21 protein-coding genes and 1 tRNA gene are annotated in these 21778 nt (G+C 69.9%); 20 read left to right on the top strand and 2 right to left on the bottom strand.

Annotation, left to right across the window (positions count from 1 at the left end; translation table 11 throughout):
- The first annotated feature begins 1 nt into the window (after window position 1).
- The 17 genes from ACFHVL_RS08405 (at window position 2) to ACFHVL_RS08325 (ending at window position 17228) form a co-directional block, all read left to right on the top strand.
- A tRNA-Ser gene (locus ACFHVL_RS08405) sits at window positions 2–90 on the top strand.
- Window positions 91–938: 848 nt separating this feature from the next.
- Entirely contained in the window at window positions 939–3068 is a 2130-nt protein-coding gene (locus ACFHVL_RS08400; RefSeq protein WP_416626803.1) for a hydantoinase/oxoprolinase family protein, read from the top strand.
- A complete protein-coding gene (locus ACFHVL_RS08395; protein ID WP_416626712.1) occupies window positions 3065–5314 on the top strand; it encodes a hydantoinase B/oxoprolinase family protein in 2250 nt (749 codons plus the stop codon). Before ACFHVL_RS08400 ends, ACFHVL_RS08395 begins: the two co-directional genes overlap by 4 nt.
- Window positions 5314–6141, top strand: coding sequence for a hypothetical protein (locus tag ACFHVL_RS08390; RefSeq protein WP_416626711.1), 828 nt, complete (start codon window positions 5314–5316; stop codon window positions 6139–6141). Before ACFHVL_RS08395 ends, ACFHVL_RS08390 begins: the two co-directional genes overlap by 1 nt.
- The gene (locus ACFHVL_RS08385; RefSeq protein ID WP_416568066.1) at window positions 6138–6380 is read left to right on the top strand and encodes a hypothetical protein; all 243 of its coding nucleotides are present in this window, start codon (window positions 6138–6140) and stop codon (window positions 6378–6380) included. The genes ACFHVL_RS08390 and ACFHVL_RS08385 overlap by 4 nt, the downstream gene beginning before the upstream one ends.
- Complete coding sequence (locus ACFHVL_RS08380; protein ID WP_416626709.1) at window positions 6377–7867, top strand: sugar ABC transporter ATP-binding protein; 1491 nt, start codon at window positions 6377–6379, stop codon at window positions 7865–7867. Before ACFHVL_RS08385 ends, ACFHVL_RS08380 begins: the two co-directional genes overlap by 4 nt.
- Window positions 7864–8835, top strand: coding sequence for an ABC transporter permease (locus tag ACFHVL_RS08375; RefSeq protein ID WP_416626707.1), 972 nt, complete (start codon window positions 7864–7866; stop codon window positions 8833–8835). Before ACFHVL_RS08380 ends, ACFHVL_RS08375 begins: the two co-directional genes overlap by 4 nt.
- Window positions 8836–8909: 74 nt before the next feature.
- The gene (locus ACFHVL_RS08370) at window positions 8910–9881 is read left to right on the top strand and encodes a sugar ABC transporter substrate-binding protein (RefSeq protein WP_416626706.1); all 972 of its coding nucleotides are present in this window, start codon (window positions 8910–8912) and stop codon (window positions 9879–9881) included.
- 27 nt (window positions 9882–9908) lie between these two features.
- The gene (locus ACFHVL_RS08365) at window positions 9909–10733 is read left to right on the top strand and encodes an IclR family transcriptional regulator (protein WP_416626704.1); all 825 of its coding nucleotides are present in this window, start codon (window positions 9909–9911) and stop codon (window positions 10731–10733) included.
- Window positions 10730–11488, top strand: coding sequence for a dienelactone hydrolase family protein (locus tag ACFHVL_RS08360; protein WP_416626702.1), 759 nt, complete (start codon window positions 10730–10732; stop codon window positions 11486–11488). The genes ACFHVL_RS08365 and ACFHVL_RS08360 overlap by 4 nt, the downstream gene beginning before the upstream one ends.
- A 13-nt stretch (window positions 11489–11501) precedes the next feature.
- On the top strand, window positions 11502–12356 hold the full coding sequence (locus tag ACFHVL_RS08355; RefSeq protein ID WP_416626700.1) for an alpha/beta fold hydrolase: 855 nt from the start codon (window positions 11502–11504) through the stop codon (window positions 12354–12356).
- A complete protein-coding gene (locus tag ACFHVL_RS08350) occupies window positions 12340–13209 on the top strand; it encodes an alpha/beta fold hydrolase (protein WP_416553958.1) in 870 nt (289 codons plus the stop codon). Before ACFHVL_RS08355 ends, ACFHVL_RS08350 begins: the two co-directional genes overlap by 17 nt.
- Window positions 13206–13925: a class II aldolase/adducin family protein gene (locus tag ACFHVL_RS08345; protein ID WP_416626698.1), complete on the top strand. Its 720-nt coding sequence runs from the start codon at window positions 13206–13208 to the stop codon at window positions 13923–13925. Before ACFHVL_RS08350 ends, ACFHVL_RS08345 begins: the two co-directional genes overlap by 4 nt.
- 70 nt (window positions 13926–13995) lie before the next feature.
- Entirely contained in the window at window positions 13996–14814 is an 819-nt protein-coding gene (locus ACFHVL_RS08340; protein ID WP_416626697.1) for a 2-keto-4-pentenoate hydratase, read from the top strand.
- The gene (locus tag ACFHVL_RS08335; protein WP_416626695.1) at window positions 14807–15781 is read left to right on the top strand and encodes an acetaldehyde dehydrogenase (acetylating); all 975 of its coding nucleotides are present in this window, start codon (window positions 14807–14809) and stop codon (window positions 15779–15781) included. The genes ACFHVL_RS08340 and ACFHVL_RS08335 overlap by 8 nt, the downstream gene beginning before the upstream one ends.
- Window positions 15778–16788 carry a 4-hydroxy-2-oxovalerate aldolase gene (gene dmpG / locus ACFHVL_RS08330; RefSeq protein WP_416626693.1) on the top strand — a complete coding sequence of 337 codons (1011 nt, stop codon included), beginning with the start codon at window positions 15778–15780 and terminating at the stop codon, window positions 16786–16788. Before ACFHVL_RS08335 ends, dmpG begins: the two co-directional genes overlap by 4 nt.
- A 281-nt stretch (window positions 16789–17069) precedes the next feature.
- Window positions 17070–17228, top strand: a complete 159-nt coding sequence (locus ACFHVL_RS08325) for a hypothetical protein (protein ID WP_416626692.1) — start codon at window positions 17070–17072, stop codon at window positions 17226–17228.
- Window positions 17229–17294: 66 nt separating this feature from the next.
- Here ACFHVL_RS08325 and ACFHVL_RS08320 read toward each other — a convergent pair whose 3' ends face one another.
- Window positions 17295–17435 carry a hypothetical protein gene (locus ACFHVL_RS08320; RefSeq protein ID WP_416626691.1) on the bottom strand — a complete coding sequence of 47 codons (141 nt, stop codon included), beginning with the start codon at window positions 17433–17435 and terminating at the stop codon, window positions 17295–17297.
- Window positions 17436–17595: 160 nt separating this feature from the next.
- Here ACFHVL_RS08320 and ACFHVL_RS08315 point away from each other — a divergent pair, with 160 nt between their 5' ends.
- Entirely contained in the window at window positions 17596–18360 is a 765-nt protein-coding gene (locus ACFHVL_RS08315; protein WP_416626690.1) for a G5 domain-containing protein, read from the top strand.
- A 12-nt stretch (window positions 18361–18372) separates the two neighbouring features.
- Here ACFHVL_RS08315 and ACFHVL_RS08310 read toward each other — a convergent pair whose 3' ends face one another.
- On the bottom strand, window positions 18373–18618 hold the full coding sequence (locus tag ACFHVL_RS08310) for a hypothetical protein (RefSeq protein WP_416626689.1): 246 nt from the start codon (window positions 18616–18618) through the stop codon (window positions 18373–18375).
- 292 nt (window positions 18619–18910) lie between these two features.
- Here ACFHVL_RS08310 and ACFHVL_RS08305 point away from each other — a divergent pair, with 292 nt between their 5' ends.
- Complete coding sequence (locus ACFHVL_RS08305; RefSeq protein ID WP_416626688.1) at window positions 18911–19486, top strand: TetR/AcrR family transcriptional regulator; 576 nt, start codon at window positions 18911–18913, stop codon at window positions 19484–19486.
- A 37-nt stretch (window positions 19487–19523) separates the two neighbouring features.
- A complete protein-coding gene (locus tag ACFHVL_RS08300) occupies window positions 19524–21767 on the top strand; it encodes an MMPL family transporter (RefSeq protein WP_416626687.1) in 2244 nt (747 codons plus the stop codon).
- Window positions 21768–21778: the final 11 nt, after the last annotated feature.

Raw genomic sequence — 21778 nt, 5'->3', positions numbered from 1 at the left:
GGGAGGGCTCGCCTAGTGGCCGATGGCGCTGGTCTTGAAAACCGGTAAGGGGAGAGATCCTCTTCGTGGGTTCGAATCCCACGCCCTCCGCTCCAACGAGCAGAAACGTCCCTGGCCAGCGCGAATGCCGGCCAACAGGTGTGACGATGAGTGGTGCTCGGGTTTCCCCCACCGGCACTGGCCGAAGACGGTAACAAGTGCCCGTACCGGGGCGAAACTGTATACGATCGGGTTGCCATGCAACTACTGAGAGTCGTCTCGGCGGTCCCTGGCCGGCGGGACGGGTGGGTCCGCAAGGTCAGGCGCTGGTGGGCGGGCCAAGGCCAGCAGCCACCGGGGTGGACCGGCAGACCCGAGTAGGTCCGGCCGGCCGGCGGCATCGGTGCTCGGGTTGGCATCGCGACCGGCCCGGCACCCACGAAGAGCCGGCGGGACGCCGGGGGTGCCGGCAGTACCAGCACCGCGACGATCAGCGCGAGGGCAGGCACGCCGGCCGGGCCGCCGACCGCGAAAAAGCTGATCGGAGACCGGATCGGACTCGGCGTAGCCGCAACGGTCAGCGGAACCAGCAGAGCGGCGGCGGCGGTCACCTGGAGCCGGACCGCGACCGTGGCGACGCCGGCCGGCGAGGTCGGGTGGGTTCGACATCGGGGCGGGCGGATTTCCAGCAGGGTGGGGCGGGCGGCACGGTCACGGCGCGAACCGTACTGATCGGCCGACCCGACGGCTCCGGCCGACCGATCGCCTGTCCATAGTCGAGTGGTCGAGTGCCGGCGCGGACGTGATTGCCGATTCGTCGGATGGACCACTCGGCCGATCGGACCAATCACGCGCACCGAGTCCGCCTGGCGGAACGGGGCGTTGAGCTGCCCCGACAGCCGCGACGTATGTTTCGCCAACATTTCATGTAACACAGGTCGCACCAGGGGGTCACGGTGATGCAAACGGCGCACGATCGGCGTTTCTTCGTCGGCACGGACATCGGTGGCACCTTCACCGATCTCGTCGTGCTTGAGGACGGCGCGCCGCCCCGGCTGTTCAAGTCACCGACGACGCTTCCCGACAGGTCCGGCGGCGTGCTCGCCGCACTGGAGCTGGCGGCCGAGGCGTACGGCCTTGATCTGCTGGAGTTCACCCGGCGTATCGACCACTTCGCCCACGGCACTACGGCAGCGACCAATGCGCTCATCGAACGCAAGGGCGCGCCGACCGCGTTGCTGACCACGCGCGGCTTCGCGGACACGCTGTTGATCCAGCGAAGCATGACCTCCTGGGTCGGGCTCGGCGCGGCGACCGGGCACTACAGTCGCCGTCGGAACCCGGAGCCGATCGTGCCCCGGGCCAGCATCGTCGAGGTCACCGAACGGATCGACTCGGCGGGCCGCGAGGTGGTGTCGCTCGACCTGGCTGCGGTTCGCGCGGCTCTGGTCGAGATGCGCGATGGCGACACCGAGGTCGGGGCATTGGCGGTCAGCCTGCTCTGGTCGTTCGTCAACCCGGCGCACGAACGCGCGCTGGCCGAGTTGATCAAGCAGGAGTGGCCGACGGCGTACGTGACGTTGTCGCACCAGGTGGCCCCGGTGATCGGCGAGTACGAGCGGACCGCCACCACGGTGATCAACTCTTACCTCGGTCCGGTGATTCGGGACTACGTGAACCTGCTGGAGACGCGGCTGCGGCAGGCCGGCTTCACCGGCGAGTTGTCAATCATGGACTCGGGCGGCGGCGTGATGCGGGCCGGCGACGCGGCCGCCCGAGCCGCGTCGATGCTCACCTCCGGCCCGGCCGGTGGAGTGCTCGCCTCCGTGGCGCTCGCCCGCCGGCTCGGTCACCGCAATGTGATCACCAGCGACATGGGCGGGACGAGCTTTGACGTCGGCCTCATTGTCAACGGCGAACCGTTGGTGGAGCGAATCAGCGAGGTGGGCAACTATCACCTGGCACTGCCTCGGATCAAGGTCCAGGCGATCGGCGCGGGCGGCGGTTCGATCGCGTGGGTGGACGAGGTGGGTGCACTGGTCGTCGGTCCGGAGAGCGCCGGGTCGGTGCCCGGCCCCGCATGCTACGGCCGGGGCGGCGAGCGGCCCACCGTCACCGATGCCGACGTGGTGCTTGGGATCATCGACCCAGACCACTTCCTTGGCGGCCGGATGAAGCTGGACCGCCCCGCCGCGGAGGAGGCCATCCGCCGGCACGTCGCGGAGCCGCTGGGCATGTCGGTGACCGATGCCGCCGCCGGCATCCGGCAGGTCGCCGACAACCAGATGGCAGACCTCCTGCGCAAGGTCACCGTCGAGCAGGGCCATGACCCGCGCGACTTCGTGATCTACGCCTACGGTGGTGCCGGCCCGACCCACGCCTACGCGTATGCCGAGGCCGCCGGCATCGGCACTCTGGTGGTGCCCCCGACGGCGACGGTCCACTCCGCGTTCGGGACGGTCATCTCCGATCGTTACCGGGCGGTGCAGACCACCGACCCGCAGCGTACGCCGCCCGGCGCCGATGACCCGGCGGCCCATCTGGACAGCGACCGCATCGCGGCAACCTTCGCGACACTCATCGACCGCTGCCACGCCGACCTCGACCGCGATCCGCGAGCCACCTTCACGCGCATCGTCTACCTCAAGTTCCGCCGGCAGACCCAGGAACTTCCGGTGGTCGTGCCGGCAGGCCCGCTCGACGGGCAGATGGCTCGGCACCTGGTCGAGGACTTCCTGGCCAGTTACGAACGAATCTACGGCGCGGGCACCGCGTTGCGCAGCGCCGGGCTTGAGCTGCTCACCCTGCGGGTGGAGGGGCGGGTCCGGGTGACCGAGCTGGCCGCCGCGGCGCCGCAACGGCGCGGAACGCTCGCCGCGGCGGTGCTCGGACAGCGTTCGGTGCATTTTCCGGAGACCGGGCTGGTGCCGGCCACCGTCTACCGCGGCGAGTCGGTCGGGCCGGGCCTCTCGCTGCCCGGCCCGGCAGTCCTGGAATTCGCCGGCACCACCGTGGTCGTCGGCCCTCGCCAACAGGCCGATGTAGACGACGACGCCAACCTGGTGATCACCGCTCGGGAGGATTCATGACCACCGTCAGCTCCACCGGACCCGCTGGCCACTCCACCGCCGGCCGGGACGTGGACCCTGTCACCTTCGAGGTGATCCGGCACCGGCTGCTGGCCATCACCGACGAACAGGGCGCCGTCCTGTCCGCCATCTCCGGCTCGCCCCACGTCACCGAGGCGAGCGACTACAACGTCGGGCTCTACCTGCCGGACGGCTCGGTAGCCGCGATGGGCCGCACCATTCTGCTGCACTCCGCGTCGATGGCCGCGATCACTCGGCACGTGATCGCCGACTGCGGCGACGATCCCGGCATCGCGGCCGGCGACATGTTCATCGTGAACGACCCGTGGAAGGGTGCCGTCCACGCTCCCGACCTCGGCATCGTCGCCCCGATCTTCTACGAAGGTGAGTTGCTGGCCTGGAGTGGCGCGATGTGCCACATGGTCGACGTGGGCGCCATGCAACCCGGTGGGTTCTGCTCTGCGGCGACCGAGTCGTTCCAGGAAGGGCTGCAGCTTCCGCCGACGAAGCTGATCGACGGTGGCCGGACCCGCACCGACGTGTGGAACATCGTCCTGGCACACACCCGGATGGCGAGCACCGCGAACCTGGACCTTCGCGGCCTTGTCGCAGCCAACCACACCGCCGTACGGGCGATGACCGAACTGGCCGACCGGTACGGCGCCGCGACGGTCCGCAAGGTCATGTCAGGCCTGATCGAGCTCTCCGAGACCCGGCTGCGCAACCGGCTCCGTGAACTGCCGGACGCCACCGTCCGGTCCCGGGCCTACCTGGACAACGACGGCGGGCTTGCGGCCAGCGAGGTCGACGCGGTCTACGACGTGGACCTGGTGCTCACCAAGCAGGGCGATCAGCTGCACTTCGACTATTCCGGCTCGTCACCCCAGGCAACCGGGTACATCAACTGCACCCGATCCGGCCTGATGGCTGGAGTCGCCGCGGCGTTGCTGCCGACCCTGGCCTTCGACTCGCCCTGGAACGAGGGGTTGTTCCATCCGGTCGAGGTGCACGCGCCGGAAGGGCTGATCATCAACGCCCGCCGACCTGCGCCGGTGAGCGGTGGCGTGCTCGAGGCCGCCTGGCTGGTGGAGATGACAGCGGTGGAGTGCCTGTCCCGGCTGGCGGCCTGCTCCGACGATCTGATCGGCGAGGCTCAGGCCGCGCCGGCCGGTGGACCCGACCAGTTCGTGCTGACCGGCACCAACTCGCACGGCGAGCACTTCACCCACGTGATCCTCGACTGTCTCGCCACCGGTGGCGGCGCGTACGCACATCGGGACGGGGTCTGGACCCAGGGGCAGCACAACATCGAGCGGCAACGGATCGCCAACGCCGAGACCGTGGAGTTGGACATGCCGTTGCTGTACCTGTGGCGGGGCTTGGTGACCGACTCCGGTGGGGCCGGCCGGCACCGCGGCGGGCAGAGCATCGGGGCACACTACGCCGTGCACGGCAGCGACGACGTCAGCGCCGTCTGCTCCGGGCACGGCTGGTTGGCACCGAACTCCACCGGGCTGTTCGGCGGCTACCCGTCCGGCCCGAACGGTCGGCGCCTGGTCCGCGATAGCGACCTGCCGGAGCGACTGGCCGGTGGGGAGATTCCGGACCCGGAGACGCTCACCGGTGATCGGCCGCCGATGCGGGGCCGGGCCGGGAAGTTCCGGCTCGGCGCGGCATCGACGCTCAGCTATACCCATCAGGCCGGCGGTGGTTGGGGAGACCCGCTGGAGCGCCCGATCGAGGCACTGCGGGTGGACCTCCGGCAAAGGGCTGTCAGCCCGGAGGCAGCCGTCCGACTCTACGGTGCGGTGCTCGACGCGGACGGCGAACTCGACGCAGCGGCGACCGCAGACCACCGGAGCCGGCTGCGTGCCGAGCGCCGGGCCTGGCCGGCGGCTGAGGCGTTGCCGGCACAACCCGCCGCCGACGGCCGGCGGCGGCTGGGTCCGATCGGTGACCGGTTGGAGCGGATCGAGGTCGACGGGGCGCGCTACGTCGCCTGCCACTGCGGCACCGTGCTGGCTCCGCTGGGCCAGTCGTGGCGTCGCCGGGCAGCCTGCCTGGTGAGTACCGACGTGCACCAGTTCAGCCCGGCCACCCGGCTCGCCGAGGAGTTGGAGATCCGGCAGTACGCCTGCCCCGGTTGCGGACTGCTGCACGCCACCGACGTGAGCCGGCGCGACGCCGACCTCGCCACCGACATGACCTTCGCCGATCGCGCGCCGGCCTCGGCGGTGGTGCGCTGATGGGGACCGTGGCGTACGCGGCGGCGACCTCGCACGTCGGCGCGATCATCAAGAACCCGTTGGGAGGCGCCGACCGGTCGCGGGCACTGCACGATGCGTGGCAGCGGATGGACGAGGCCATTGGTCGGGCCGACCTGACAGCGATGATCGTGGTAGGCACCGACCACTACGAGACCTTCGGGCTCGACAACTACCCGACGTACTGCCTCGGCCTGGCCGACCGGTACGAGGGTTGGGGCGAGTTCGGCACTCCGGACGGCACCTTCCCGGGCGCGCCCGGGGTCGCCCAGGCGCTGTTGGCCGGGTTGGTGGAGCGCGGCTTCGACTCCGCCCGCTCGCACACCATGCGGCTGGACCACAGCTTCACGGTGCCGTTGACCAAGCTTCCGAACGCGGCGCGCGCCGGAGTCGTTCCGCTCTTCCTCAACTGCAACACGCCGCCGCTGCCGTCGCTGCGGCGTTGCCTGGAGTTGGGCAGGGCGATCGGTGCGGCCGTCGCGACGTTGCCCGCCGACACCAGGGTCGGGGTACTGGGCACCGGCGGCATCTCGCACTGGGTCGGCCTACCTCGGTTCGGTGAGATCAACGAGGAGTTCGACCGGGACTTCGTGTCGTGCCTGCGGGACGGTCGTTTGGAGCCGATCCTCGCACTGTCAGACGAGGAGATCCTGGAAAAGGCCGGCAATGGGGCACTGGAGATCCGGACCTGGCTGGTGGCCGCGGGCGCGACCGCTGGTGCGGGGGAGCCCGCGCCGGGAACGCTGCTGGCGTACGCGCCGATGGCCGAGTGGGCGATCGGCGCCGGGATCATGGAGTTCGTGCGATGAGCCTCGTGGAACTCAACCGGCTGGCCTGGGACCTGGAACACGAGTCCGGTCTGCTGGCCCGGGTTCGGGACGGCCTTCTCGACGGCTACGCGCTCGACGAGGAGGAGGCCCGCGCGGTGCGCGACCGGGACTCCTGGAAGCTGCTGGCCCAGGGGATGAATCCGGTGGCGCTGCGGAACCTGATGGTGATGCTCGGCGTCCCGCACGCCGAGATGTACCCGCCCCGGGACACGCCGTGACCGCCCCGCTGCTGTCGCTGCGTGGCGTGAGCAAGTCCTTCGGGGGCGCTCGCGCTCTGATCGACATAGATCTGGATCTGCACGCTGGCGAGGTCCACGCCCTGCTGGGGATGAATGGCGCCGGCAAGTCGACTCTCGTGGAGATCATTTCCGCGTCGCTGACGCCGGATACGGGGACCCTGTCCGTGGCGGGCGAACCGGCCGGCCCACTCACTCCACGACGGGCCCGGCAGATCGGCATCACCACCGTGCACCAGCGCCGGTCCCTGGTTCCGTCGCTTTCCGTCGCCGAGAACCTGTTGCTCGGCCGGCTGCCGCGTCGAGGCCCGTGGGTGCGCTGGGACGAGATTCGGCGGTCGGCCCGCGCGGCACTTGACGACATCGGGGTACGGATCGATGTCACCGCCCCGGTCCGGACGCTCCCTGCGGCCCAACAGGTGCTGGTGGAGATCGCCCGGGAGGTGCACGCCGGCGGCAGGGTGCTGATCCTCGACGAGCCGACCGCCGCCCTCGGTGGCGGCGACGCTGCCCATGTCCACGAGCTGGTCCGCACCCTCAGCCAGCGGGGAGTCGGCATCGTCTACGTCTCGCATCACCTGGACGAGGTGCTTGCCCTCGCCGACTCGATAACCGTGCTGCGCGACGGCCGCCGGGTCACCACCGTGCCGGCCGAGGGCACCACCGTTTCTGACCTGGTGACCTCGATGACCGGCGGCAAGGCCGACATCGGCCAACGCCGGCCGGCCGTCGAGCCCGGGCCGGTGGTGCTGGACCTGGTCGGAATCGGCACCGGCGACAGGCTGCGTGAACTCAACCTTCAGGTCCGCGCCGGGGAGGTGGTCGGCGTACTCGGTCCAGCCGGCGATGGCCAGTCCCAGCTATTCGGCCTGCTCTCAGGCACCCGTCGCCCGCGCACCGGGAGCATCCTGGTGGACGGCCGGCCGGTACGGCCGGGCAGCGTACGTGACGCGCTGCGGCACGGCATCCGGTGCGTCACCGGGGACCGGCTCGCCCTGGGCCTGATTCCCGAGCTCTCCGTGGACGAAAACGTCACGCTGGCCACCCGGGCGCTGTCGGGCCGGCCGTTCGTGCGCTGGCCGGCGCTGCACGCCATGGCCGCCGAGGCCCGCGACCGCTACCGGGTCGTCAGCATCGCCGCCGACCCGCCGGTCCGGGCACTCTCCGGCGGCAACCAGCAGAAGGTTCTCCTGGCCAAGTGGCTGCCGACGGGCGGGCGGGTCTGTCTGCTGGAAGAACCGACGAACGGGGTCGACGTCGCGGCCAAGGCCGAGATCCACGAACTGGTAGAGGGTCTGGCCGCAGATGGAACAGCGCTCCTGCTGACCTCCTCCGACGTCGACGAGGTGCTGCGGCTGGCGGATCGGGTGGTGGTGATCCGGGGCGGCGCGGTAGTGGCCGAGCGCACCGTGGCGCAGACCAGCAGGGACGAACTGGTGACCATGACGGCCGGAGGGACAGCAGCATGACAACGTCGGCGCTCAACAAGCGGACCCGGCTCGCGGTGCCGGGCGGGTTGACCCACCATGCCGGCCTGATCGGCCTGCTGATCGTTCTGGCGATCTTCACCGCGACCCAGTCGGACGCCTTCCTGACGGGGCCGAACCTGCTGAATGTCATCCGGCAGATCTCCGTGGTGGCCGTGCTCGCCGCGAGCCTCACCCTGCTGATGACGGCCGGCGGTATCGACTTCTCCCTGGCCAGTCTCGCCGGAGTCAGTGCCGGGGTGCTCGCCCGGCTTCTCGAGGCCGGCGTGTCAGAGCTGACGGCAGTGGCGCTCACGGTCGGTGTGGGCATCACCGTCGGCCTGCTCAACGGCGCGATCATCACCGCCTCGGGAGTAGCGCCGTTCGTGGTCACGCTCGGCACCGCGACAGCGTTGGAGGGCGTCGCGCTCCTGGTCATCCGTGGGCAGAGCATCTCGATCGGGCAGAACCTGTCCGGCCTCGGCTTCGGTGACGTGGTGGGCATTCCGGTGTTGTCGCTGATCGCGCTCGCGGTCTGCGTCGGGGTGGGATTGGTGATGCGCTACACCACGATCGGCCGGCACGCGTTCGCGATCGGTGGGAACGAGGCCGCCGCACGGCTGTCCGGCGTCCCGGTGACCGGTGTGAAGCTGGCCCTCTACGGACTCAACGGAGCGCTCGCCGCCATCGGCGGCACGATGCTGCTGGCCAGGCTGGGAGCGGCCAGCCCGGGCACCGCCGGGTTGCACCTGGAACTGACCGTGGTCGCCGCCGTGGTGATCGGTGGAACGGCGCTGGCCGGTGGCAGCGGCACGATCATCGGCACCGTCCTCGGCGTGATCCTGCTCGGGGTGGTAGCCAACGCGCTGAATCTTCTCCAGATCGACTCCTACTACCAGCAGGTCTCCGTCGGCGCCGTGCTGCTCGTCGCGGCTGTCGCCAATCAGGTACGTCGCCGGCACAGCGGCTGATCTGGTGCCGTTGCCCGGCCGTAGACCGTTTTCCCGTACGACCACACTGGTCCGTCTTTGAGAGGTTGACCGCTATGACAAGAAAGAACAGATTCTTCATCGGGGTTGCCGTCGCCGCCCTGACGGTGTCGGCCTCGGCCGGCTGCGGTAGCGACGACGCAACCGTCGACTCCGGTGGCCAGGAGGGATACCGGATCGGCTTCGTGAACGGCAATACCATCCAGTTCCACACTTGCCTGGAGAAGTCGGTACGGGCGCAGGCCGAGGCAATGGGCGTGGAACTGCTGGTCGTCAACTCCGCCGGTGATCCCGCCAAAGAGATCTCCAACGTGGAAGACATGATCATCAAGCAGGTCGACGCGATCATCGTGCAGACCGTCAACATCGATGCTCAGCAGGGCGATGTCGACCGGGCCAACCGCGCCGACGTCCCGATCTTCCTGACCTCCGTGGCGGCTGTCGATCCCAACAAGATTCTCGGCGCGGCCACCACCGACGTGGAACACGCCGGCACCCTGCTCGGTCAGTGGGTGGCCGAGGACGGCGGCCAGGAACCGGCAGAGATCGCGATCATCGGCGGCGCCCCCGGCGCCTCGGCCGACCTGATGAACAAGGGGTTCAAGGCAGCTCTCGGAGACGGTCAGCAGGTGGTCTTCGAGCAGCCGGCGCTGTGGCAGCGGGCCAAGGCGCAGGAGGTCGCGGAGAACCTGCTGCAGGGCAACCCCGGCATCAAGTACCTCTTCGTCCACAACGAGGACATGGCGTTCGGCGCGCTCTCCGCGCTCCGAGCCGCCAACCGCGACGACATCAAGATCGTCACGATCAACGGCACCGACGACGGCCTTGCGGCGATCCGCGACGGCCAGATCTCCGCGACGATCAGCCAGCCGCCGCGCCTGATCGGCGAGATGGCCATCGATGCAGTGGTGTCCCTGCTCGACGCCGAGAACGGCGGGTCCGGCCCGGCTGCCCCCAAGGTGCAACAGATCCCCGACCAGCTCATCACCAAGAGCAACGTGGATCAGGCTCCGCAGTACTGCCTGTAGCCCAAGCCCGGTGACGGAAGGCTTCTGATGATCGACCTCGATGATGACTCGGACCGTCGGCGGGGCGTGCGCTCGGTGGCGCGGGCGCTGGACATCCTGACCGCGTTCAGTACCGCCCACCCGAGGTTGCACCTGTCCCAGCTTGCGGAGGCCGCCGGGCTGCCGCGCCCGAGCGCCCACCGGATCGCGGTCACGCTTGTCGAACGGGGCTTCCTCCGGCAGGACCCGGACGGGGCGTACCTGCTCGGCATCCGGTTGCTCGAACTGGGCAACCAGGTCTCGGAGAGCTCCGCCCTGACCCACCTGACCCAGCCGGCGGCCGACGAGTTGGCTCGGATCACCGGCGAGACCGTCCTGACGGCCGAGGTTGACTGGTCGGACTGCACGTTGATCATCACAGGCAAGCGTCAGGCGGCCCACCCGCTGGCCGTGTCCTCCCCAGTTGGTCGGCGCTCGGTGCTCGGCGGTGGATGCATCGGCAAGGCGGCTCTGTCCGGGCTGCCACCCGAGCGGGTCGCCGAGATCGTGCCCCGGCTACGACTGACCCGGCGCACCCCACGGGCGATCGTCGACCATCAGGAGCTCTGCGCCGAGGTCGAGGTGAGCCGCGCCCGGGGCTACGCGATCGAGTCCGGCGAGTATCTGGTCGGCGTGGCCGGGGTCGCCGTACCGGTGACGGTCGACGGCCGGGTCGCGGGGGCGCTCGCCGTCATCGGTCCCGCGTCCCGGTTCATGCGCCGCCAACTCGACCGGACCGGGCAACTGGTCCGGCAACAACTCACCTCCGCGTCCCCGGGCGAACGGCGTCCGGTGGCAACCGCGATCGAACCGGAAGGATGGGAACACCTGTGAGCCCCAACGAGACACCCGGTTGGGTCACCTTTCCCAGCGGGACCGACCAGATCCAGGGCTACCTGGCCCTGCCCGAACCGCGCGCCGACCGGCTCCCTCCCGTCGTGCTGATGGCGCACGAGAACCTCGGCGTCACCGAGCACCGGCAGGACGTCACCCGCCGCTACGCGGCGCAAGGATTCGCCTGCCTGACCGTGAACATGTTCAGCCGCGTCGGTGGCCGACCCCCACAGGACTACACCACTGTGGAGGAGCGACGTGCCAAGGCGTTCCTGGCGGCGACCGACGAGCAGGCCGTACCCGACTTCGAGGCTGCGCTCGACTACCTCGCCGGGCGCGGCGACGTGGACACCTCTCGGGCCGCTGCCGTCGGCTTCTGCCTCGGCGGCGGGACGGTACTGGTCTGGGCGACCCGGACGGACCGGCTGCGGTGCGTCGTGCCGCTCTACGGCCTGCCGGTGCTGCCACCGGAGTACTCCCCGACCGGGCGACCACGCTCCCGGATCGAGGCCGCCGAGTCGGTCCGCTGCCCGGTTCAGGCCCACTACGGGCAGGCGGACCAGTTCATCCCGCTCGACGAGGTCCGCCAACTCAAGCAGGCGTTGGCCCGCAGCGGCCAGTCCACCGAGCTGCACCTGCATCCGGACGCCGGGCACGCGTATCACGACGACACCCATCCGAACTACCACTCCAAGGCGGCCCAGGAAACCGACCGGCTCACGTTCGACTTCCTGCACGCGCACCTCGACCGGTGAGGCGCCGGCCGTGATGACGCTCTGGACCGAACTGCTCGGCGCCGAGGTGCGCTGGGTCGACGCAGGCGGTGTGCGCACCCGAACAGTGACCCAGGGCGACGGCCCGCCGGTGCTTCTCCTGCACGGTCGGGGCGGGCACCTGGAGACCTGGTCGCGCACCCTGCCGGCGCTGTCCCGGCGCCGCCGGGTGATCGCGGCCGACCTGATCGGCCACGGACTGACCGCCGCACCGCCCGGCGAGTACTCCGTCGACCGGCTGCTCGGCCACGTCGTGGACCTGCTCGACGCGCTCCGGCTGCCCCGTGTCGACCTGGTGGGACAGTCACTCGGCGGCTGGGTAGCGGCCCTGCTCGCGATCACCCGACCGGAGCGGGTCGACCGGCTGGTCCTGGTCGAACCGGCTGGGCTGCAGTCCGAGCAGGAACGGCTCGACGACCCGAGGGTACGCGCGGCGTACGAGCGCGGCGGTCGGGCCTTCGCCGAGGCGAGCGGAGACAACGTCCGGACCCGGCTGACCGGCCTGTTGGCCGACCCCGACCTGGTCACCGACGAACTCGTCGAGGTCCGGCGCCGGCTCTACGCTCCCGACGCCGCGCGGGCGGTCCACCAGTCCGTCCGCCGCGCCGACAACAGTCGTTGGCTGCTCACCCCCGAGCAGCTGACCAACGTCGCGTCACCGGTGCTACTGGTGCACGGCGAGTCCGGCCATCTCCCGACCACCGTGCTGCGCGCGGCCGTCGCCGCGCTTCCCCGGGCCCGGTTGCGAACCGTGCCCGGCACCCGGCAGTGGCCGCACTACGAACGTCCGGACCTGGTAAATCCCGAGATCGAGAAATTCCTTGAGGAGAACGATGACATTCTGGCTTGACGCGCTCGGCGCGGAGGTGCGGTTCCGGGACGCGGGCGGCTGGCGTACCCGATCGATCGAAGCCGGTGATGGTGAGCCGGTCATCATGATGGGCGGCCTGACCGGGCACGCCGAGGGCTTCATCCGCAACGTGCTGCCGTTGGCGGAGCGCGGCCTTCGGGTGTACGCGATCGACTGCCTGGGGCACGGGCTCACCGCACGACCCACCGATGTCACGTACCACACGCCGGTCTTCGTGGACCACCTGCTGCGGTTCCTCGACGCGATCGGCGCGCCCCGGGCACACCTGGTCGGTCAGTCACTCGGGGGATGGGTCGCGATGTGGGCGGCGCTGCACCACCCGGACCGGGTGGGCCGGGTGGTCTCCGTCACCGGCGCCGGCCTGCTGCTCGACGACGAGGAGAGCCGCCGGGAAAGCGAGCGGGTGCACCAGCGGGTCGGCGACGTGACCCGGCGTGCCGCCCAGGCTCCGACGCTGGACAGCGTGCGGAAGCGGCTGGAGTGGCTGATGCACGACCCGTCGACCGTCACCGACGAACTGGTGCAGACAAGGTACCGGTACTACACGTTGCCCGGGAGCCAGGAGGCGATGGCGAAGCTGATCGCCGAGCAGCCCGGTGAGGAGAACCGGCGCTACCTGCTACGCGAAGCCGACCTGCGACAGATCCCGCACGAGACCCTGGTGCTCTGGAGCGAGCACAATCCGACCACGCCCGCCACGGTCGGGGAACGGGCCAGCAAGCTCCTGCCGGCCGGGTCGTTCGCCCTGATCGAGGCCGCCGGTCACTGGCCGATGTTCGAACAGCCGGCGGCGTTCAACCGGGTCGTCGGTGACTTTCTGGCCCGGCCGTGACGCGGCCCGTCGCGGCACCGGCGGAACAGGTCGCCCAGGGCTGCCGGGTGCTCGCCGCCAACGGTCATTCGGATCTGGTGTGGGGTCACCTGTCCCTGCGCGACCCGACCGGCGCCGGGATCTGGATGAAGGCGGCCGGGTACGGCTTCGAGGAGGTCGACGCGGACGGGGTGCTCCTGCTCGACTCCGCCGGAACCGTGCTGCCGCTTCCGCAAGCGGGGTCGCGGGCTGCGGGCCGGCGGCACCTCGAGTATCCGATCCACACCGAGATCCTGTCCCGACGGTCTGATGTGAACGCTGTGGTGCACAGCCACGGCGAGGCGGCCGTCACCTTCGCCGCCACCGGCCACCCGCTACGCCCGCTGGCACACGAAGGCACCCTGTTCAGTCCACCAGACATCGCCCGGTTCACCACCACCGGCGACCTGATCCGAACCCCGGAGCAGGGGGCGGCGGTGGCCGAGGCGCTAGGTGACCGCAACGCCCTCCTGCTGCGCCATCACGGGCTGGTCACCGTGGGGGTCGATGTCCCGACCGCGGTGCTGACGGCGGTGTTCCTGGAGAAGGCCTGCCGGATGCAGCTCGCCGCCATGGCCACCGGCGCCGAGTTCACCTGGTCGGACGACGCGGAGGCGCGTGCCAAGCGGGACCGCTGCTACGGCCCCCGCCAACTCGCCGACGCCTGGGCCTACCTCGTGCGGACCCTGCCCGGGTGACCCCATGACCACCATCGGACCTGTCGTCCGGCCTCGGCGCCGGCCTCCCACATCCGCGAGGAGTCCTGTCGTGTCGCAGCACCCACCCCACCTTCGCGACCGGGCCGCAGCCCGGTTGCGTCGTGCGGCATACGAACGCCTTCCCTGCCAGCCCGTGCGCGACCTGCTCGGACCGGACGATGTCGATGCCGCCTACGCGGTGCAGGCGGCGAACACCCGGCACGCCTGCGAGCTCGGTCGCCACCGGATCGGGCGCAAGGTCGGACTGACCTCGTCGGCAGTGCGACGGCAACTCGGAGTGCATCAGCCGGATCTCGGCACGCTCCTCGACGACGCCCTGGTCCCGTCCGCTGGTCGGGTCGATCCGGGCCGGCTGCTGCAGCCCCGGATCGAGGCCGAGGTGGCCTTCGTGCTCGGCCGTGACCTCGACGCCGTGACGGCCGACGTCGAGCAGGCCCGGGACGCTGTCGAGTACGCGGTCGCCGCGCTGGAGATATGCGACAGCCGGATCGCCGGCTGGGACATCTCGATCGCGGACACCGTCGCCGACAACGCATCGGCCGGGCTGTTCGTGCTCGGCCCGGATCGGGTCGACATCTGCGACTTGGATCTGGCGGCGGTGACGATGACCATGCATCGCAACGGAACGCAGGTCGCCAGCGGGTCCGGCGCGGACTGTCTGGACGATCCGCTCAACGCCCTGCGGTGGTTGGCGAATGCGGCCCTGACCTACGGCGAACCGCTCCGGGCCGGAGAAATCGTCCTCAGCGGGGCGCTCGGTCCCATGGTCCCGGTCGCCGCCGGCGACGAGGTCGCCGCCACCATTTCCGCGGTCGGTTCGGTGACTGTCTCGATCGGGTCCGCCGAGGAGGTCCACACCCATGGCTGAGGCGCTCACGTCCACCGCCGGCAGGTCCGACGACCGGCCGGCCGCGAAGGCGGCGGTGATCGGTTCGGGCAACATCGGCACCGACCTGATGATCAAAATACTGCGGCAGTCGGCCGTGCTGCGAATGGGTGTCCTGGTCGGCATCGACCCCGACTCCGACGGACTGGCCCGGGCCCGCCGGCTCGGTGTCCCGGTCACTTCGGACGGGGTGAGAGGGCTGCTGGCCCGGGACGACTTCGACGAGATCGAGGTCGTCTTTGACGCCACCTCGGCCCGGGCACACCGCGACAACGCCGCCGCGCTGCGGCACACCGGAGTACGCATGGTCGACCTCACGCCCGCCGCGATCGGTCCGTACGTCGTGCCCTCTGTCAACCTCGACGCCAACCTGGCGGCACCGAACCTGAACATGGTCACCTGCGGCGGCCAGGCGACGATCCCGGTCGTCGCGGCGGTCGGCAGTGTCGCCCCGGTGCGTTATGCCGAGATCGTCGCCTCGATCGCCTCCCGGTCGGCCGGTCCCGGCACCCGGGCGAACATCGACGAGTTCACCGAGACCACGGCCCGGGCGATCGAGCAGGTCGGTGGCGCGGACCGGGGCAAGGCGATCATCGTCCTGAATCCAGCCGAGCCGCCGCTGCTGATGCGGGACACGGTGCTTTGTCTGGTCGACGACTGCGACCCGCCGCTAGTGGAGGCCGCGGTTACCGAGATGGTCGCTCGGGTGGCTACCTACGTACCCGGCTACCGGCTCAAACAGCGGGTCCAGTTCGACCGAATCAGGGCTGGCGACCCGCGCGCCCAACTGGCGCCATCGGCGAGGAACCTGGCCTGGCAGGTCTCCGTGTTTCTGGAGGTCGAGGGTGCCGCGCACTACCTGCCCGCGTACGCCGGCAATCTCGACATCATGACGTCGGCCGCGCTACGGGTCGGTGAGTGTCTGGTTCGGACGGGAGGGGCGGCATGACCGATCGGCTCTACATCCAGGACGTGACGCTACGGGATGGCATGCATGCGATCCGCCACCAGTACAGTCTGGCGCAGGTCCGGACCATCGCGGCCGCCCTGGACGCGGCCGGGGTGGACGCGATCGAGGTGTCACACGGCGACGGCCTCGCCGGTGGCAGCCTCACCTACGGCCCCGGCGCACACACCGACCTGGAGTGGATAGCCGAGGTCGCGGAGGTGGTCCGGCGGGCCCGGCTCACCACCCTGCTGCTGCCCGGCATCGGCACCGTCGACGATCTGCGCCGCGCCCGGGAGCTTGGGGTCGCCTCCGTTCGAATCGCCACCCACTGCACCGAGGCCGACATCGCCGCACAGCACATCGAGGCCGCCCGGGAACTCGGCATGGATGTGGCCGGGTTCCTGATGATGTCGCACCTGGCGGAGCCCGCCGAACTCGCGGCGCAGGCTCGGCTGATGGAGTCGTACGGCGCACACTGCGTCTATGTCACCGACTCGGGCGGTCGGCTCACGATGACCGGAGTGCGGGACCGGATCCGGGCGTACCGGGACGTGCTCGACCCGCGTACCGGCATCGGCATCCACGCCCATCACAACCTCGGTCTCGGTGTGGCGAACTCTGTTGTCGCGGTGGAGGAGGGCGCCGTACGGGTGGACGCGTCGTTGGCCGGTCAGGGTGCCGGCGCCGGCAACTGCCCGATCGAGGCGTTCGTGGCGGTGGCCGAACTCACCGGGTGGGCCTCCGGCTGCGACCTGTTCGCACTGATGGACGCCGCCGACGACCTGGTCCGGCCACTGCAGGACCGGCCGGTCCGCGTCGACCGGGAGACCCTCAGCCTCGGCTACGCGGGCGTGTACTCAAGCTTCCTCCGGCACGCCGAGCGGGCCGCGGCCGCCCACGGGGTCGACACCCGCGAGATCCTGGTCGAGGTGGGCCGGCGCGGCCTGGTCGGTGGCCAGGAGGACATGATCGTCGATATCGCCCTGGACCTGGCAGCCGGCCGGTGACGACCCGGTGCAGCCGAAGGCATGGCTTCCTCCTCGACCAGTGGATGTTGGCGTCGGCGATGCTGGGCCATGGCCCGGTGGTGACAGCGGTACATCAGTCTGTCGTGATCATTTCTCCTGGTCAGGCCGCCCAGACGAGGCAGAACGGGTGGCCAGCCGGTCCGGCTGCGCTGCGCCGGCGGAGAAAAGATCAATGTGAGCGCCAGATACGCTACGGCGCGACTTTAGGGTATTTCCTGCTCACATTGATCTTGGGTGTGCCACAAACGACGGAGGAAGTCGTGCTGGAGCGGGAGTTCCCGACGGTCGCTTCGACGCTACGAATGGACCATCCGATCGTGGCCGGCTGGATGAACTACTACGGCCGGTTCAACCGGTCGCCGGTGTATCCCCTCCGGCTGCACACCGACGCGTCTGCCCGACGCAGCGTCCGCTGCTGACCTACGGTCAACTGCTTGGCTACCGCGTACCGGGCTCGATTGGGGTGACCCCGCGCCGCTGTGAGGTCAGCCCGGCGGCGGCGTGGTCATCCGCCGCCGGTAGTCGGCATCCTCGATCGCATGCCGTACGGCGAGCCGGATCACCAGATAGAGCAGCGCCATCCCGGCGAGGTAGAGGGCGATGCCGAACACGACGGAGGCAACCATGCCGGTAGTCTAGTAAGTTGGGCATGACGATCTGTCCGAGCCGGGCCGGCCGCATCGGCTGACCGCTTTGGATGATCAGTTGGAGTGAAACGACCGGTCGCGGCGAGGTGTCTACCTTCGACCGCTGCTGTAGATCGATTCCTGGCGGCACACTTCGTCGGTGACCAAGCCGTCGTACCACCCAAACCAGCTGCCGCCGACTACCACTGCGGACGGCGGTGCCGGCTTCAGCCCTGGAAAGAAGGTCGCCGCCGTTCTCGGCAGCGTACTGCTGATGTCCGTGCTGCTCTGCTGCGGCGGGCTCGCGGCGTTCGGTGCCTTCGCCCCGGCCCCGGAGCCCACGTCGGCAGCGATCGACGCCGTAGGCTCGACCGGGCGTACCGGCGAGGGCAGGGTCTCGTCGCGGACCGGCACCACCGCGCCGGACGGTGCCGGCACCCCGAGCCCTACCCTGTCAGCGTCGCCTGCACCGTCGCCGCCCCCCTCGCCGACTCCGCCGGCGGTACGCCAGCCGAAGGTGGAGACGAAGACGGTCACCGAGACCCAGCAGATTCCGTTCCAGGAGAAGCGGGTCAACGACGCCACCCTGGCGAAGGGCAGTACGAAGGTGCAGACCAGCGGGGTCGCCGGGGTCAAGAAGCTCACCTACCAGGTGACCTTGACCGACGGCGTGCAGACCGGCAAGCGACTCGTGTCCGAGCAGGTCACCAAGCAGCCGGTGGCCAAGGTGGTGCTGGTCGGCACGAAGGTGGTCCAGCTGTGTGACCCCAACTACACCGGGGCCTGCGTGCCGATCGCGAGCGACGTGGACTGCGCGGGCGGCAGCGGCAACGGACCGGCGTACGTGCGGGGACCGGTGTACGTGGTCGGTTCGGACATCTACGACCTGGACCGCGACGGGGACGGCGTCGCCTGCGAGAAGTAGTCGGCGGCGTCGTCAGGCGTTCGAATACAACCAGTAGACGACTGAGATCATGACCATGATCGTGACGAAGGCGAGCGGGATGGCCAGCAGCGCGGTCAGGATCGGGAACCGTTGGTGCATCCGGCGCCGAGTCTCCCAGCGCCAGAGCAGCCGCCGCAGCGCAGGTGCGCCGGGCAGGCGGAGCGCCCGGTAGGTCAGCTGCCGTCGCCAGGAGAGTTTCGGCTCGGGCGGGTCACGCATCCAGTCCGGCAGAATCATGACCGTCTCCTGTCTACTGCCACGGATACTGCGATTGTGATGGCTGTGGTCAAGGCCATGCTCATCAAGTCCTGTTCGGAGTGTCCGGCCCGGTGCTGGACGGTGATTGCCAGCGTGATCAGCATCGGTACCTACCGGGTTTCCGCTTGCCGGCGTAGGACCAGGACCAGTCGGTTACTGTGAGTTGCTTCACGTTCTGACCGATCGGTCAGGGGTTCGGCGAGTGCTCCGGCATTCTTGGTCGCGGGACGGGGTCCACGGGACGTGGCCGGGTGCTCGGGAGGTGACCGGGATGACGCAGACCAGCCGCAGTGGCAGCGGTCGGGCAGAGCTGCGCGAGCAGATCCTCGATGTGGCGGCTCAGCGGTTCGCCGTGGTCGGCTTCCGCGGCACCTCGCTGCAGGACATCGCCGCCGAGGTGGGTTGTGCCAAGGCGTCGCTGCTCTACCACTTCGACGGCAAGGACGCGATCCTGGCCGCCCTGATGAAGCCGGCGGTCGCCAGTCTGGTCGAGCTCGACCAGCGGCTGAGCGGACTCGACGACGAGACCGCCCGGCGTGCCGCGATCGACGGTTTCATCGACCTCTGCCTGCGCTACCAGCGGCAGATCGCGGTGCTGTACGCCGAGATCCCGCAGCTGTTGCACCAACCCGCCTTCTGCGACCTGGAGCAGATGATCGACCGGCTCCTCGATGCTCTCTCCGGCCGCTCCACCGGCCTGGAGAGCCGGTTCTCCGCCCTGGTGGTGCTGGCCGGGATCTCTGCCGCCAGCTCCAAGCATCTCGAGCTCCCTGACGGCGAACTCGGCCCGATGCTGGCCCGGATCATCGACCGGACACTCGGCGGCCCGCAGGACGTCCACCACTGATCAGATCCGTCACGCCCGACACCTCAGAGGATGCCGCATGGCCACCCTGCTCTACCGGCTCGGCCGGACCGCCTTCCGTAAGCGACACCTGGTCGTCGCGATCTGGCTGATCGCCCTGGTGGCGCTCGGCTCGGCCGCGCTCGCCCTCCGCGGGCCGACCGCCAGCAATTTCAGTATCCCCGGCACCGAATCCCAGGAGGCGCTGGACCTGCTGCAGGAGCAGTTCCCGCAGGCCAGCGGTGCCAGCGGCACGATCGTGATCGCCGCACCCGAAGGCGAGCAGCTCACCACCGCCGAAGGCCAGTCCGCCGTACTCGCGGTGGTCGTGGAGGCGAACGAACTGCCCGGCGTCGTCGGTGCCCTCGACCCGTTCCAGACCGGATCGGTATCCCAGGACGGGCGGTACGCACTGGTCACTGTCCAGTTCGCCGAGCAGGGCGACGAGGTGACCGCTGAGCAGCGCGAGGCGTACGAGGCGGTCGGCGCCCCGGCCCGCGACGCCGGCTACCAGGTGGCCCACGGCGGCGAGGTGATGAACACCGAACCGCACGTCGGTTCGCAGGAGGCGATCGGCGTCGCGATCGCCCTGGTCGTCCTGATCGTCACGTTCGGTTCGCTGGTCGCGGCCGGGATGACGATGCTGAACGCGCTGATCGGCGTCGGCGCCGGCATGGCCGGCCTGTTCGCGCTGAGCAGCGTCGTCAGCCTCACCTCCACCGCTCCGGTGTTGGCGCTGATGCTCGGTCTTGCCGTCGGTATCGACTACTCGCTGTTCATCACCTCCCGACACCGGCAGAACCTGCTCGAAGGGTTCGAGCCGGAGGAGGCCGCCGCCCGGGCGGTCGGCACCGCCGGCTCCGCCGTCGTGTTCGCCGGTGTCACCGTCGTCATCGCGCTCGCCGGGCTTTCGATCGTCGGAATCCCGTTCCTGACCGTGATGGGTCTCGCCGCCGCCGGCACGGTGAGCGTCGCCGTCCTGGTCGCGATCACGCTGCAGCCGGCGCTGCTCGGCTACGCCGGCCGCCGGGTGCTGCCGCGCGGCAAGCGCGCCGCGCAGCAGACCGTCGAGTCGGCCGAGCCGGCCACCAACGGTGTGGAGAAGGAGTCCTTCGGCTTCCGCTGGGCCCGCCTGCTGGTGAAGTTGCGGATCCCGGTGATCCTGGTCGGTGTGGTCGGTCTCGGTGCCCTGGCGGTACCTGCCGCCGACATGCGGATCGCACTGCCCGACGCCAGCACCGCGCCGGTCGGCAGCAGCGAGCGGACCGCCGCCGACCTGACCACGGCCGGCTTCGGGCCGGGCTTCAACGGCCGGCTGCTGATGGTGGTCTCCGCTGACTCGGCCGAGGACACCACCGCGGCCGCCGCCCAGGTGACCGGCGTCGTGCAGGGCGTGGACGGGGTGCTGGTGGTGACTCCACCGCAGCCCAGCCAAGACGGCCGTACCGCGATCCTGGCGGTCGTGCCGTCGACCGGCCCGACCGACGTGGAAACCGAGGATCTGGTCGAACGGATCCGTAGCGAGATCGCCGTACTCGGGTTGGCGCCGGGCAACGACGACGGCCCGGCCGAGGTGTCGTTGACCGGCGCCACCGCCGTCGGTATCGACGTGTCCGACAAGCTTTCCGACGCGCTGCCCATCTACCTGCTGCTGGTGGTCGGACTGTCGATCCTGCTGCTGATGCTGGTGTTCCGGTCGATCCTGGTGCCGGTCAAGGCCGCCGCCGGCTTCCTGCTCACCGTCGGCGCGACGTTCGGCATCACGGTCGCGGTGTTCCAGTGGGGCTGGCTGTCCGGCCTGGTCGGTCTGGACAGCGCCGGTCCGTTGGTGAGCTTCCTGCCGATCCTGCTGATCGGCATCCTGTTCGGCCTGGCCATGGACTACGAGGTGTTCCTGGTGTCCCGGATGCGGGAGGACTTCGTGCACGGTGACACCGCCACCCAGGCAACGATCAACGGGATGGGGCACGGGGCCCGGGTGGTCACCGCCGCCGCGTTGATCATGAGCGCGGTCTTCGGTGGGTTCGTGCTGCTCGACGACCCGGTGATCAAGTCGATGGGCTTCGCGCTGGCGATCGGGGTACTGATCGACGCGTTCGTGGTCCGGATGACGATCGTGTCGGCGGTGATGTCGCTGCTCGGCGACGCCGGCTGGTGGCTGCCCAGCTTCCTGCGCCGGGTCCTGCCCAATGTGGATATTGAGGGTGAGCAGCTGCGGCTGCGGTTGGCCGCCGAGCGCGATGCCCAGTTGGTGTCCGCCGGCGCCGGCGCCGGCCGGTCCTGACGGGAATCCAC

The organism is Micromonospora sp. LOL_023, from assembly GCF_048060115.1.
GTDB lineage: Bacteria > Actinomycetota > Actinomycetes > Mycobacteriales > Micromonosporaceae > Micromonospora_E.
This window is presented reverse-complemented; position numbering and strand designations above follow the sequence as displayed.

Bases quoted from the DNA above. Each gene is read 5' to 3' on its own strand.
- ACFHVL_RS08400 (WP_416626803.1), top strand. From the start codon at position 939: ATGCAAACGGCGCACGATCGGCGTTTCTTCGTCGGCACGGACATCGGT.
- ACFHVL_RS08395 (WP_416626712.1), top strand. From the start codon at position 3,065: ATGACCACCGTCAGCTCCACCGGACCCGCTGGCCACTCCACCGCCGGC.
- ACFHVL_RS08390 (WP_416626711.1), top strand. From the start codon at position 5,314: ATGGGGACCGTGGCGTACGCGGCGGCGACCTCGCACGTCGGCGCGATC.
- ACFHVL_RS08385 (WP_416568066.1), top strand. From the start codon at position 6,138: ATGAGCCTCGTGGAACTCAACCGGCTGGCCTGGGACCTGGAACACGAG.
- ACFHVL_RS08375 (WP_416626707.1), top strand. From the start codon at position 7,864: ATGACAACGTCGGCGCTCAACAAGCGGACCCGGCTCGCGGTGCCGGGC.
- ACFHVL_RS08370 (WP_416626706.1), top strand. From the start codon at position 8,910: ATGACAAGAAAGAACAGATTCTTCATCGGGGTTGCCGTCGCCGCCCTG.
- ACFHVL_RS08365 (WP_416626704.1), top strand. From the start codon at position 9,909: ATGATCGACCTCGATGATGACTCGGACCGTCGGCGGGGCGTGCGCTCG.
- ACFHVL_RS08355 (WP_416626700.1), top strand. From the start codon at position 11,502: ATGACGCTCTGGACCGAACTGCTCGGCGCCGAGGTGCGCTGGGTCGAC.
- ACFHVL_RS08350 (WP_416553958.1), top strand. From the start codon at position 12,340: ATGACATTCTGGCTTGACGCGCTCGGCGCGGAGGTGCGGTTCCGGGAC.
- ACFHVL_RS08335 (WP_416626695.1), top strand. From the start codon at position 14,807: ATGGCTGAGGCGCTCACGTCCACCGCCGGCAGGTCCGACGACCGGCCG.
- dmpG (WP_416626693.1), top strand. From the start codon at position 15,778: ATGACCGATCGGCTCTACATCCAGGACGTGACGCTACGGGATGGCATG.
- ACFHVL_RS08320 (WP_416626691.1), bottom strand. From the start codon at position 17,435: ATGGTTGCCTCCGTCGTGTTCGGCATCGCCCTCTACCTCGCCGGGATG.
- ACFHVL_RS08310 (WP_416626689.1), bottom strand. From the start codon at position 18,618: ATGATTCTGCCGGACTGGATGCGTGACCCGCCCGAGCCGAAACTCTCC.
- ACFHVL_RS08305 (WP_416626688.1), top strand. From the start codon at position 18,911: ATGACGCAGACCAGCCGCAGTGGCAGCGGTCGGGCAGAGCTGCGCGAG.
- ACFHVL_RS08300 (WP_416626687.1), top strand. From the start codon at position 19,524: ATGGCCACCCTGCTCTACCGGCTCGGCCGGACCGCCTTCCGTAAGCGA.